Origin of the sequence: Variovorax sp. YR566 (assembly GCF_051992195.1) — a bacterium.
Classification (GTDB): domain Bacteria; phylum Pseudomonadota; class Gammaproteobacteria; order Burkholderiales; family Burkholderiaceae_C; genus Variovorax.
The window spans coordinates 4,193,106-4,205,947 of the sequence record NZ_CP197092.1 but is presented as its reverse complement, the minus strand read 5'-3'; the positions used below and the strand labels follow the sequence as shown (position 1 = coordinate 4,205,947).

Below are 12,842 nucleotides of genomic sequence, written 5' to 3'. Positions count from 1 at the left end.
CGAGAATGACGGCTCCCATGCTCCTCCAGAATCTCGAATACGCCATCGCTGTAGCCGCCGCGCTGTGGATCGCACTGGCCATCGACCGCTGGCTGGGTGAGCCGCCTGCGGCGTTGCATCCCGTCGTGTGGATGGGACGCTACCTCGGGCTCGGTTCGCGCATCGCGCCGCCTGCGTACCCCGCGAAGCCGGTGGATCTGCCGATGTTCTTCATTGGCGCGTTGGTGTGGTGCGTGGGGGGCGCGTGCGTCTGGGGCGTCGCCATGGCCTTGCAGACGCTCATGGTGCTGTCGCTGCCTGCATGGGCCGTAGCACTGCTGCTGAGCCTGCTGCTGAAGCCACTCTTTGCCTGGCGCATGCTGCGCGATGAAGTGCTCGCAGTCGAAGCCGCGCTGGCCGTTTCGCTCGATGCCGGCCGCAAGCAACTGGCACGCTTGGTGAGCCGCGATGTCTCCCGGCTCAGCGAGCGCGAAGTGCGCGAAAGCGCCATCGAATCGCTCGCGGAAAACCTCAACGACTCGCTCGTGGCCCCGGTGTTCTGGTTCGTGCTGTTCGGCCTGCCGGGTGCTGCGCTTTATCGTTTTGCCAACACCGCCGACGCGATGTGGGGCTACCGCGGCGAGCGCAACGGCCGTGATTGGACCTGGCTCGGCAAGTGGGCCGCGCGCGCAGACGACGTGCTCTCGTGGGTGCCGGCGCGCATCACCGTGGGGCTGCTGGCGCTGGCGGCGTGCCGCTGGCCCACGGGGCTGTCAGAAGAGGCGCGTCGCACGCCGTCGCCCAACAGCGGCTGGCCGATGGCGGCGATGGCGCTGCTGCTGGGCGTGCGGCTTGCGAAGCCGGGCGTGTATGCGCTGAATGCCGAGGGGCGTGCGCCTTCCGCGTTGGACATGCAACGCACCGCGCAACTGGGTGGCCGGGCCGCGTTGGCGGCGGGCGTGTTTGCGTCGCTGGTCATCGTGGCGACAGCCGGCTGGAGGTGGGTATGAGCACGGTGGTGCATGGCGGTCCTGATGCGGCTGGCGCCGCGCCGCACGACTTCTCGACCAATGCCAATGCCTGTGGCCCATGCCCCGAGGCTCTGGAGAGGGTCGGCGCTGCCGACGTCTCGCGGTATCCCGATCCGGCCTACACGGCATTGCGTGAGCAACTTGCGGTCATGCACGGCGTGGAAGCCTGGCGCATCGTGCTTGCAGCCGGGGCCAGCGAGTTCATCCGGCGCATCACCACCTGGGCGGCCCTGGAAGATCGCGGCGGCCATGGCGAGGTCGCGCTGCCGCCCATGTCTTACGGCGACTATGCGGCGGCCGCGCGAGCCCATGGGTTGCAGGTGGTGCGCGCACCGCATCCGGCGCGCCAATTGCGGCTCGCCTGGTGCTGCGATCCCTCCACGCCGCTGGGTCAGGCGCAGCAGGGCATTCTCGAGACAGTGGATGCCCTGCCCGAGGGCGTGCCCTGCGTGCTCGACCGCGCCTACGAGCCCTTGCGCCTGGAGGGCCGCCTTGCGCTGAGCCAGAGCCGCCTGGATCGCCTCTGGCAGATGTGGTCTCCCAACAAGGCGCTGGGGATGACAGGCGTACGTGCGGCCTATGTAATCGCTCCGTCAAACGCGCAGGATGCGGTGCGCGCCTTGCTGCGCCTGAGCGCCTCGTGGCCGGTGGGCTCGCACGGCGTGGCAATGCTCTCGGCCTGGACGCAGCCTGACGTGCAGGCCTGGCTTCGTGAAAGCCTCGGGACCTTGCGCGACTGGAAGGCGTCGCAGATGGCCATGTGCAGTGAGATCGGTTGGCACGTCTGGCCCAGCGACGCGAACTTTCATGTCGCCCAGCCCATGGTGGACGACTTTGCCGGTCTGCTGAAGCACCTGCGCGCCGAAGGCATCAAGCTGCGCGACTGCGCCTCCTTCGGCCTGCCGGGCCACGTGCGTCTCGGCGTGCTGCCGCCCGCCAGCCAGCAGGCGTTGAAAGAGGCCTGGACAAACGCGTCCTGAACACATACACCCGCACCCACAAGAAAAATGCTCTACGCCATCACCATGCTCTTTCTCTGCCAACTGGCCGGCGAACTGCTCGTGCAGTGGCTCGGCCTGCCCATTCCCGGTCCGCTGATCGGCATGGTGCTGCTGTTCATCGGCCTGCTGGTGCGCGGCGGCGTGCCGCAGGTGCTGACCGACACATCGGGCCATCTGCTGCGCAACCTGATGCTGCTGTTCATTCCGGCCGTGACCGGCGTCATGCTGCATTTCGAGCGGGTGGGGCGCGAGTGGCTGCCGTTTCTTGCGGCGGGCATCGTCGGCGCGGCCTTCACCATGACGGTCACGGCGCTCACGTTCCGCTGGATGATCCGCCTCACCGGCAAGGACGCGCAATGACCGCGCCGGCCAAGCTTTCTGAAATCTGGGTCTTCCTCGCGCAGTCGCCGCTGCTGTGGCTGTCGCTCACGCTGCTGGCCTACCTCGGCGCGTTGTGGGTGCACACACGCAGCGGGCGCAACCCGGTGGTCAACCCGGTGCTGATTTCGGTGATCGTCATCGTCGGCGTGCTGCTGCTCACGCGCACGCCCTACGACACGTATTTCGAAGGCGCGAAATTCGTGCATTTCCTGATCGGCCCCGCCACGGTGGCCCTTGCCGTGCCGCTGTACAGCCAGGTCGGCCGGCTGCGGCGGCTGTGGCTGCCCATCGGTGTGGCGCTGCTGGTGGGTTCGGTTGCGGCCATCGTGTCGGCCATCGGCATTGCTTGGGTGCTGGGCGGCTCGCACGAGTTGATGATGTCGCTTGCGCCCAAGTCGGCCACCATGCCCATCGCGATGGGCGTGGCCGAGAAGATCGGCGGGCTGCCTTCGCTGGCGGCGGTGGCCGCGGCCGTTGCGGGGATCTCGGGCGCGATCATGGCGACCGGGCTGCTGAACCTGCTGCGCATCAGGGAACCCGCGGTGCGCGGCTTTGCGGTCGGCATGGCGGCGCATGGCATCGGCACGGCGCGGGCCATCCAGGTGAATGAGACGGCGGGCGCGTTCTCCGCGCTGGCCATGGGGCTGAACGGCATCGCGACGGCGCTGCTGGTGCCGCTGATCGTCAGGCTGATGGGAGCATGAAACCATCCATGTCCAAGGCCGAGACCCGTCCGATGGAACTGGTCTGGCCCGCCAAGGCCTACCTGCCAAGCTATGTGTCGGCCCTGAACCGGGGCTGGGCGCGCGACGAGACGCGACCCGAATCGGGCTCCGAGGAGCGTGCCGCCATCAAGGCCAATGCCGACCGCTTCCTTGCCAGCCTGGTGGACCGCGAAGCCAAAGGCGGGCGCATCGTGATGCCCGACGGCTCCAAGGTGCGGCGCCTGCCGGGCTACAAGTGCTGGATGTGGGACGGCGAGTTCTGCGGCAGCATCGACCTGCGCTGGCAGCCCGGCACCGACGCCTTGCCTCTCTACTGCCTGGGTCACATCGGCTACAACGTCGTGCCTTGGAAGCAGCGCAAGGGCTATGCGACGCGTGCGCTCGGCGCCATGCTGACGCTGGCCGCAGGCGAGGGGCTGAGCCGCGTCGAGATCACGACCAGCCCGGACAACTTCGCGTCGCAGAAAGTGATCGCGGCCAATGGCGGCGTGCTGATCGAAACCTTCATCACCCTGCCGAGCCAGGGCAGCCTCACCAAGTTTCGCTACCGCATCGATCTCTGAAGGAAAATTGCGCATGGCTCACTACACCGCTGAAATCCTCTGGCTGCGCGGCGAGCAGGACTTTCTCGGCAACACCTACAGCAGAAGGCATTCGCTGCGCTTCGACGGCGGCGCGGAAGTGGCGGGCTCGTCGTCGCCGCACGTGGTGCCGCTGCCGATGTCCGATGCGTCAGCGGTCGATCCCGAAGAGATGTTCGTCGCCTCGCTGTCGAACTGCCACATGCTGTGGTTCCTCACGATGGCCGTGAAGCGCAAGTTCGTCGTCGACCGGTATTTCGATGCAGCCACCGGCGTGATGGAGAAGAACGCCGAGGGAAAGATGGCGATGACGGTGGTCACGCTGCGGCCGGAAGTGACCTTTTCCGGCGAGAACGTGCCGACGCGCGAGCAGATCGAGCAGATGCACCACCGGGCGCATGAAGAATGCTTCATTGCCAATTCGGTGAAGACCGAGGTGCGCTGCGAGCCGGTGTACTGACGCGCTCCCTGCCTTGGCTGCCCGCGCGGGCCGATTCAGCGGCGCTGCAGCCGCGGGTTCTTGGCAAACAGCTCCGCCGCCCAATCAACAAATGCCCGCACTTTCGCGCTCAGGTGCCGGTTGGGCGGGTACACCACGTGAATGGGCAGCGGATCGCGACTCCAGTCCGGCAGCACCTCGACCAGTTCGCCGCTTTCCAGCAGCGGCTCGGCCATGAAGGTGATGCACTGCGAAATGCCGAAGCCGCCGAGCACCGCCGTGATGTGCGCGTTGCTCTCGTTGACCGACACGCGGTAGTGCCCGTTGAGCTCGATGTGCTCGTCGCCCTTCTTGAACTCGTGGGGGTACACGCGTCGCGTGGTGCCCGAGAAATAGCTCACCACCACGTGGCGCTTCTCGATGTCGTTCGGGTGCTGCGGCACGCCGTAGCGCTTGATGTATGCCGGTGACGCCACGGTGACGAAGTGCAGGGTGCCGATGCGCCGTGCCACCAGCGACTGGTCGCTGAGGTCGCCCGCGCGGATCACGCAGTCGACGTTGTCGCTGATCAGGTCGACGGTGCGGTCGCTCACGCCCAGGTCGACCTGGATGTCGGGGTAGCGGTCGCAGAAGGTGGCCAGCGCGGGCAGGATGATCTGCCTCGCCACCGATGTGCCTATGTCGATGCGCAGCCGCCCCGTGGGGTTGGCCTGCGCATTCGTCATGCTCGCTTCCATGTCGTCGAAGTCGTTGAGCAGGCGCGCGGCGCGCTCGTAGTAGGCCGCGCCGTCGGGCGTGACGGTGACGCGGCGCGTGGTGCGGTTGAGCAGCTTCACGCGCAGGCGCGATTCGAGCGCCTGAATCTGCTTGGTGACCGTGCCCTTGGGCAGGGCGAGCGAGTCTGCCGCCCGGGTGAAGGTGCCGGCTTCCACGACGCGGACAAAGATCCGCATGGCCTGGATTTGATCCATCGAATGCCTGTTGTTGGTGCCCGGCCCACACCGGGGGGAGCGGATTCTCACACAAGGCGCCAAACCCTTGCGAAGCGCCGCGATTGTTGTCGGTTTGGAAACAGAGTAGGGGCGGCTTGCCTGTTTAACGTCACACTGGGCGACTTATATTTCAACCATCGCCCAATTCCCTGAGGTCGCCCATGTCACCCGTTCCATCGTCCCGTTCTGCCGAAGCCGCCGCCCGCGCTGCGGCGCAAGGCGTGGAAGCCGATCTGTCGATCGAGCTGCCCGGCCGCGAACCGGTCGGTGCCCGTGTGTACGGCCAGCGCGCCAAGGGTGACGTCGCACCGCTGGTGCTCCACTTCCACGGTGGCACCTTCGTCTGCGGCGACCTCGACAACGGCCGCAATGTGGCCCGGCTGCTGGCCGGCGCGGGTGCGGTGGTGGTGTCGGTGGCTTACCCGCTGGCGCCCCAGTCGCCGTTCCCGGAGCCGATCGAGGTGGGCTATGCCGCCCTCGAATGGCTCTACAAGCAGCGCACCAAGCTCGGCGGCAAGGGTGCGCAGGTGTACCTGGCCGGCGAAGAAGCCGGTGGCAACCTGGCGGCCGCGGTGGCACTCATCGCTCGCGACCGGGCACATCCGCCGGTGGCAGGCCAGATCCTGCTGTCGCCCATGCTCGATCCGTGCGCCGGTACCGCCTCGCTGCGCAACGCCACCAGCGACGAGCCCGAGTGCCGCTGGGCCAGCGGCTGGGAGAAGTACCTGAGCTGCCCCTCGAACGCCACGCACCCCTATGCGGTGCCTAGCGGTTCGCTGCGGCTGTCGTCACTGGCGCCCGCGCTGGTGCTGGTGGGTGCGGACGATGCCATGCGCGACGAGGCGCTGACCTTCGCGGGCCGCCTGCGTGCCGCCGGCATCGAGGTCACGAGCAGCGTGCTGCCCAGCGCCTCGAACTGGCCCAAGGCGCTGTACGACACCGAGAACACGGGTTGCGTGGCCTGTGAGGCCACGGTGCAGCAGCACTTCCGCGAGTTCTTCAGCGCGACCACACCGCCGACCACCGTGCCCACGGGTGCGGCGCCCAACCACCCCAGCTAGCTCCCGGCCAGCCACGGCTGCCTGATCGACACGCTGCCAGCGCGGCAGCGTGCGAGGGCCCTCTTTTTCCTGAATTCCGCCTCCTGGTGCCAAAAGCGCCGGGGTGGCCTGTTGCATCCCCAAAGTCATCGAGAAGGACGAACCATCATGTCGAACAACGAGAAAAAGCTGTCTTCCGTAGCCCGCAAGGGCCTGTGGCCCGCCGTGACCGGCATTACCGCACTGCTGGCGGTGGCCGCCGCGGTGGTTGGCATGTACAGCTTCAAGGCCGAAGCCAACAACGCCCCGGCCGCGCCGCAAGCCACGCCGGTTTCTGTCGCCACCGTGGCGTCGAGCGAGATCAACGCCTGGGACGAGTTCTCGGGCCGGCTCGAAGCCGTCGAGCGCGTCGACGTGCGCTCCCGCGTCGCGGGCGCCGTGCAATCGGTGCATTTCCGCGAAGGCGCGCTGGTGAAGCAGGGTGAGTTGCTGGTCACCATCGACCCCGCACCGTACGCGGCCGAAGTCGAGCGTGCCGAAGCGCAGGTGGCATCCGCGCAGGCCCGCCAGTCGTTCAGCCGCAGCGAGCAGGAGCGTGCCAAGCGCCTGTGGGACGACAAGGCCATTGCCCAGCGTGAATACGACGAGCGTGTGAACGCCGGCCGCGAAGCCGACGCCAACCTGCGTGCGGCGCAAGCCTCGCTGCAGTCGGCGCGCCTGAACCTGGGCTACACCCAGGTGCGGGCTCCGGTGTCGGGCCGCATCGGCCGGATCGAGGTGACGGTGGGCAACCTGGTGGCGGCCGGTCCGGGCGCTCCGGTGCTGACCACGCTGGTCTCGGTGAGCCCGATCTACGCGAGCTTCGATGCAGACGAACAGGTCATCACCCGTGCGCTGAAAGATCTGCCGAGCGGCTCCAGCGCCCGCGGCCAGATCGAGAGCATTCCCGTGCAGATGGGCACCGCCGGCCTCGACGGCACGCCCTTCACCGGCAAGCTGCAGCTGATCGACAACCAGGTCGACGCCCGCAGCGGCACGGTGCGTGTGCGTGCCTCGTTCGACAACAAGGACGGCGCGCTCATCCCCGGCCAGTTCGCCCGCATCCGCATGGGCCAGGCTCGCAACGACACCGCACTGCTGGTGAGCGAGCGTGCCATCGGCACCGACCAGAACAAGAAGTTCGTGATGGTCGTGGGCGAAGACAGCAAGGCCACTTACCGCGAAGTGACCCTGGGCACTTCCATCAACGGCCTGCGTGTCGTGAGCAAGGGCCTGAAGGCGGGCGATCGCGTCATCGTCAACGGCCTGCAGCACATCCGCCCGGGTGCGCTGGTGGCGCCGCAGCAAGTGACCATGGACGCCAAGGCGGACCCCAAGCAACAACAACCGGAACGCGTCGCGGAAGCGGCCAAGTCCTGATTTCGGAGGAGGGCGCACCCGCGCCCACCGGAGAACCATCATGAATCTCTCAAAATTCTTCATCGACCGGCCGATCTTTGCCGGCGTGCTGTCGCTATTGATGCTGATAGCCGGCCTGATCGCGCTGCGCGGGTTGCCGATCTCGGAGTACCCGGAAGTCGCGCCGCCCTCGGTGGTGGTGCGCGCCACGTACCCCGGCGCCAACCCCAAGGTGATCGCCGAAACCGTCGCCACACCGATCGAAGAGCAGATCAACGGCGTCGAGGGCATGCTCTACATGGGCAGCCAGGCAACCACCGACGGCGTGCTGACGCTCACCGTCACGTTCCGCCTCGGCACCGATCCCGACAAGGCACAGCAGCTCGTGCAGAACCGCGTCTCGCAAGCCGAGCCGCGCCTGCCCGAGGAAGTGCGCCGGCTCGGCATCACGACCGTCAAGAGCGCGCCTGACCTGACGATGGTGGTCCACCTCGTCTCGCCGAACAACCGCTACGACATCAACTACCTGCGCAACTACGCGGTGCTGAACGTGAAGGATCCGCTGGCGCGCATCGAAGGCGTGGGCCAGGTCCAGATCTTCGGCGGCGGCGACTACTCGATGCGCGTGTGGCTCGACCCGCAGAAGGTCGCGCAGCGCGGTCTCTCGGCCTCCGACGTGGTGGCCGCCATCCGTGGCCAGAACGTGCAGGCTGCGGCTGGCGTGGTCGGCGCATCGCCGGGCCTGTCGGGCGTGGACATGCAGCTGTCGATCAATGCGCAAGGGCGCCTGCAGAGCGAAGAAGAATTCGGCGACATCATCGTCAAGAGCGGCACCGACGGCGCCGTGACCCGTCTGCGCGACATCGGCCGCCTCGAAATGGGCGCCGCCGACTACTCGCTGCGTTCGCTGCTGAACAACGACCCGGCCGTCGGCATGGGTGTGTTCCAGGCACCGGGCTCCAACGCGCTCGACATCTCGTCGAACGTGCGCAAGACGATGGCCGAGCTCAACAAGAACATGCCCGAGGGCCTGGAATACCGCATCGCTTATGACCCGACGCAGTTCGTGCGCGCATCGATCGAATCGGTGATCCACACGCTGCTCGAAGCCATCATGCTGGTGGTGCTGGTCGTGATCCTGTTCCTGCAGACGTGGCGCGCTTCCATCATTCCGCTGCTGGCCGTGCCGGTGTCGGTGATCGGTACCTTCGCGGTGCTGCACATCCTCGGTTTCTCGATCAACGCGCTGAGCCTGTTCGGGCTGGTGCTGGCCATCGGCATCGTGGTGGACGACGCCATCGTGGTGGTGGAGAACGTCGAGCGCAACATCGAGGCGGGGCTCACGCCGCGTGAAGCAACCTACCGTGCGATGCGCGAAGTGTCGGGGCCCATCATCGCGATCGCGCTGGTGCTGGTGGCCGTGTTCGTGCCGCTGGCCTTCATCAGCGGTCTCACGGGCCAGTTCTACCGCCAGTTCGCGGTGACGATTGCGATCTCGACGGTGATCTCGGCGATCAACTCGCTCACGCTGTCGCCCGCGCTCGCCGCCTTGCTTCTGCGCGGCCACGATGCTCCCAAGGACGCGCTGACGCGCGGCATGGACAAGGCTTTCGGCTGGCTGTTCCGCGGCTTCAACAAGCTGTTCCATCGCGGCTCCGAGGCCTACAGCGGCGGCGTGAAGCGCGTGATCTCGCGCAAGGCGCTGATGCTGGCGATCTACGTCGCGCTCGTCGCGGTGACCTTCGGTCTCTTCAAGGCGGTGCCCGGCGGCTTCGTGCCGGCGCAGGACAAGCAGTACCTGATCGGTTTTGCCCAACTGCCCGACGGCGCCACGCTCGACCGCACGGAAGAGGTGATCACCCGCATGGGCGACATCATGAAGAAGAACCCGAACGTGGAAGACGCCATCGCCTTCCCGGGCCTGTCGATCAACGGCTTCACCAACAGCTCGAACTCGGGCATCGTGTTCGCAACGCTCAAGCCCTTCGACCAGCGCAAGCGCCCCGACCAGAGCGGCGGCGCGGTGGCCGGCCAGCTCAACGGTGCCTTCGCGGGCATCCAGGATGCATTCATCGTGATGTTCCCGCCGCCGCCGGTGGCGGGCCTGGGCACCACGGGCGGCTTCAAGCTGCAGCTGGAAGACCGTGCCTCGGTGGGCTACGACCAGATGGATGCGGCAGTGAAGGCCTTCATGGCCAAGGCACAGCAGGCGCCCGAACTGGCCGGCATGTTCACGAGCTGGCAGGTCAACGTGCCGCAGCTGTATGCCGACATCGACCGCACCAAGGCGCGCCAGCTCGGCGTGCCGGTGACGGACATCTTCGACACCATGCAGATCTACCTCGGCAGCCTGTATGCGAACGACTTCAACAAGTTCGGCCGCACGTACAGCGTGCGAGTGCAGGCCGATGCGCCTTACCGCGCCCGTGCCGAAGACGTGGGCCTGCTGAAGGTGCGCTCGACCACGGGCGAGATGGTGCCGTTGGCTGCGCTGATGAAGGTGAATTCGACCTTCGGCCCTGAACGCGCCATGCGCTACAACGGCTACCTGGCCGCCGACATCAACGGCGGCCCGGCACCGGGCTACTCGTCGGGCCAGGCGCAGGACGCGATCACCAAGATTGCGGCCGAGACGCTGCCCAAGGGCGTGAGCTTCGAGTGGACCGAGCTGACGTACCAGGAAATCCTGGCCGGCAACTCCGCCTTCCTGGTGTTCCCGCTGGCCATCTTGCTGGTGTTCCTGGTGCTGGCCGCCCAGTACGAAAGCCTGACGCTGCCGATCGCGATCATCCTGATCGTGCCCATGGGCATCATGGCTGCGATGACGGGCGTATGGATATCGGGGGGTGACAACAACGTCTTCACGCAGATCGGGTTGATCGTGCTGGTGGGGCTGAGTGCGAAGAACGCGATTCTTATCGTGGAGTTCGCACGGGAGCTCGAATTCGCCGGCCGCACACCGATACAAGCCGCCATCGAAGCCAGCCGCCTGCGCCTGCGCCCGATTCTGATGACCTCGCTGGCCTTCGTGATGGGCGTGCTGCCCCTCGTGCTGTCGACCGGCGCGGGCTCGGAGATGCGCAAGGCCATGGGCGTGGCGGTGTTCGCCGGGATGATCGGCGTGACGGCCTTCGGCCTGTTCCTGACGCCGGTGTTCTACGTGCTGCTGCGCCGCCTCGCGGGCAACCGGCCGCTCAAGCTGCATGGCGAAGTGCCGCATGGCGACGACTTCGTGTCGGCCGAGCATCCGGCTGCGCCGTCGCACGGTGGTTCGGGCGGTGGTGGGCTGCACCCGGTGCCTGCATCGCCGCGTCCCTCGCATGACGACTGATCAATAAGAAAGAGAAAGCTCATCATGAAATTCTCAGTTCAACCGCTGGTGAAGCCTTTTCGTACCGCCTTGCTGCCGCTGATGGCCGCCCTGGTGCTGGCCGGCTGTGCCACCGTGCCTTCGGGCCTGCCCGAGATCACGACCACGGCGCAGTTCAAGGAGCAAGGCCCGACGCCTCCCGCCGGCTTCACGCGCGCCGTGCCTTCCGAGGCACAGGCACGCGGCGCCTGGTGGCTGGCGTTCAATGACCCGACGCTGAATGCGCTGGTCGAGAAGGCCGACGTCAGCAACAACAACATCCAGGCCGCGGCTGCACGGCTGGCCGAGGCCCGCGCGCTGGCGCGCAGCGCCAACGCCGACCGCCTGCCGCAGATCGGCCTGAGCGCCGGCGCCAACCGCGGCGCGGGCCTGGACAAGGCCACGGCCAGCACCACGCCGGCCACGATGACCAACATCGGTGCCACGTTCTCGTACGAAGTCGACCTGTTCGGCCGCCTCTCGGGCGCCAGCAATGCGGCCAAGCTCGACGCGACCGGCCGCGAGGCGCTGCTGCAAAGCACCCGGCTCGCGGTGCAGGCCGAAGTGGCGCAGACCTACCTGCAGCTGCGCGCGCTCGATGCCGAACGCGCGCTGGTGCGCGAGCAGGTCGAGGCTTATCGCGACACGCTGCGCCTGTCGCAGCGCCGCGAACAGGCCGGCGACATCGCCGAGCTCGACGTGGCGCGCGTGCAGACCGAGGTGTCGTCGACCGAGTCGGACGCGCTCGCGCTCGACCGCCAGCGCGCCCAGGTGGAGCATGCGCTGGCAGTGCTGGTGGGCGACTCGGCTTCGAGCTTCGGCCTGCGCAGCGACGAGTGGTCGACCGCCTTGCCGTCGATCCCACCGGGCGTGCCGGCCACGGTGCTCACGCGCCGGCCCGACGTGTCGGCGGCGCAGAACGCTGTGCTCGCCGCGCAGGCCCGTGTCGGCGTGGCGCAGGCCGCGTGGTTCCCGGACATCTCGCTGACCGGCGCCGCCGGCTATGCCTCGCCCGAGGTCGGCGACCTCTTCAAGTGGTCGGCGCGCTCGTGGGGCGTGGGCGCGCTGCTGTCGCTGCCGATCTTCGACGGCGGCCGCCGCGAGGCCGGCGTGCAGGGCGCCAATGCCCAGCTCGATGGCGCGCTCGCGAGCTATCGCACGCAGGTGTTGGTGGCGTTCCAGGAGGTCGAAGACCAGCTGGCTGCCATACGCATCCTGCAGGAGCAATCGGTGGTGCAGGCGCAGGCCGTGACCTCGGCCCAGCGCGCTACCAGCCTGTCGGACACGCGCTACCGCAACGGCTACATCAGCCAGCTTGACCTGCTGGACGCACGCCGCAGCGAACTGCGCAATCGGCGGCAGGCGCTGCAGGTGAAGTCGGCGCAGTACCAGGCGGCCGTGGGGCTGATTCGCGCCATTGGCGGCGGATGGGAAGCTCCGGCGCCCGTGGCTGCGGCCGGCGCACAGACCAAGGTAGCCACGCGCTGAAAAGTGACGACCCAGACGACCCTGGATTGAAATTGACAGCCTGAACGCCGCAAGGCGGTCTTTGCGCCGTCGTGGGCTTAGCCGGCTTTGCCGGCGAGGTTCGCGGCGGCGCTTATTTTTTGCAGCTCCGCCGCGCCCATGGCCAGGGCGCTGGAATAGCTGGCCTGCGGCCTGGCCGCCGTCCGGTAGACCCGGTAGTCGAGGGTCTCGGAGGCTTCGTCGCCATGGCGGGCTTCGAGCAGGGTCCAGAAGAACTGGCCCGGTTCGCGTTCCTCCACGGTGAGCGCCAAATCGTTCAAGGCTGGCATGGGTCCCTGGGGTGCAGTGCGGTGTGTGATGTCGGGTGTACGCAAGAAAGGGACTGTTGGATTCACCGGATGCGTTTGCAACGCCTTGGGTGTGAAAAATGTCTCATTTCGTCGGCTTGGTTCTGTCTCG

General features: G+C 67.3%; 12 protein-coding genes. 10 read left to right on the top strand and 2 right to left on the bottom strand.

Annotated elements, in window-relative coordinates; translation table 11 throughout:
- Positions 1-17: 17 nt before the first annotated feature.
- From cbiB to ACTG4X_RS19725, 6 genes are read left to right on the top strand one after another with little or no spacing between them, the layout of a single operon-like run.
- On the top strand, positions 18-989 hold the full coding sequence (gene cbiB, locus ACTG4X_RS19750) for an adenosylcobinamide-phosphate synthase CbiB (RefSeq protein WP_440531692.1): 972 nt from the start codon (positions 18-20) through the stop codon (positions 987-989).
- Positions 986-1,990 (top strand): aminotransferase class I/II-fold pyridoxal phosphate-dependent enzyme, encoded by a 1,005-nt coding sequence (locus ACTG4X_RS19745; RefSeq protein ID WP_307615170.1) that lies wholly within the window; start codon positions 986-988, stop codon positions 1,988-1,990. Before cbiB ends, ACTG4X_RS19745 begins: the two co-directional genes overlap by 4 nt.
- 27 nt (positions 1,991-2,017) lie before the next feature.
- On the top strand, positions 2,018-2,371 hold the full coding sequence (locus ACTG4X_RS19740; protein WP_440531691.1) for a CidA/LrgA family protein: 354 nt from the start codon (positions 2,018-2,020) through the stop codon (positions 2,369-2,371).
- Positions 2,368-3,096, top strand: a complete 729-nt coding sequence (locus tag ACTG4X_RS19735; protein ID WP_440531690.1) for an LrgB family protein — start codon at positions 2,368-2,370, stop codon at positions 3,094-3,096. The genes ACTG4X_RS19740 and ACTG4X_RS19735 overlap by 4 nt, the downstream gene beginning before the upstream one ends.
- On the top strand, positions 3,093-3,680 hold the full coding sequence (locus ACTG4X_RS19730; RefSeq protein WP_440531689.1) for a GNAT family N-acetyltransferase: 588 nt from the start codon (positions 3,093-3,095) through the stop codon (positions 3,678-3,680). Before ACTG4X_RS19735 ends, ACTG4X_RS19730 begins: the two co-directional genes overlap by 4 nt.
- Before the next feature lie 13 nt (positions 3,681-3,693).
- Positions 3,694-4,158, top strand: a complete 465-nt coding sequence (locus ACTG4X_RS19725; protein ID WP_093056508.1) for an OsmC family protein — start codon at positions 3,694-3,696, stop codon at positions 4,156-4,158.
- Between the two features lie 35 nt (positions 4,159-4,193).
- Here ACTG4X_RS19725 and ACTG4X_RS19720 read toward each other — a convergent pair whose 3' ends face one another.
- The gene (locus tag ACTG4X_RS19720) at positions 4,194-5,108 is read right to left on the bottom strand and encodes a LysR family transcriptional regulator (RefSeq protein WP_093056509.1); all 915 of its coding nucleotides are present in this window, start codon (positions 5,106-5,108) and stop codon (positions 4,194-4,196) included.
- A gap of 182 nt (positions 5,109-5,290) precedes the next feature.
- Here ACTG4X_RS19720 and ACTG4X_RS19715 point away from each other — a divergent pair, with 182 nt between their 5' ends.
- The 4 genes from ACTG4X_RS19715 (at position 5,291) to ACTG4X_RS19700 (ending at position 12,404) form a co-directional block, all read left to right on the top strand.
- On the top strand, positions 5,291-6,190 hold the full coding sequence (locus ACTG4X_RS19715; protein ID WP_093056510.1) for an alpha/beta hydrolase: 900 nt from the start codon (positions 5,291-5,293) through the stop codon (positions 6,188-6,190).
- Positions 6,191-6,337: 147 nt separating this feature from the next.
- The gene (locus ACTG4X_RS19710; RefSeq protein ID WP_354336290.1) at positions 6,338-7,588 is read left to right on the top strand and encodes an efflux RND transporter periplasmic adaptor subunit; all 1,251 of its coding nucleotides are present in this window, start codon (positions 6,338-6,340) and stop codon (positions 7,586-7,588) included.
- A 40-nt stretch (positions 7,589-7,628) separates the two neighbouring features.
- Positions 7,629-10,898: an efflux RND transporter permease subunit gene (locus ACTG4X_RS19705; RefSeq protein WP_440531688.1), complete on the top strand. Its 3,270-nt coding sequence runs from the start codon at positions 7,629-7,631 to the stop codon at positions 10,896-10,898.
- A gap of 24 nt (positions 10,899-10,922) precedes the next feature.
- On the top strand, positions 10,923-12,404 hold the full coding sequence (locus ACTG4X_RS19700) for an efflux transporter outer membrane subunit (RefSeq protein ID WP_440531687.1): 1,482 nt from the start codon (positions 10,923-10,925) through the stop codon (positions 12,402-12,404).
- Between the two features lie 77 nt (positions 12,405-12,481).
- Here ACTG4X_RS19700 and ACTG4X_RS19695 read toward each other — a convergent pair whose 3' ends face one another.
- The gene (locus tag ACTG4X_RS19695; protein WP_093073835.1) at positions 12,482-12,712 is read right to left on the bottom strand and encodes a hypothetical protein; all 231 of its coding nucleotides are present in this window, start codon (positions 12,710-12,712) and stop codon (positions 12,482-12,484) included.
- Between the last annotated feature and the right edge of the window lie 130 nt (positions 12,713-12,842).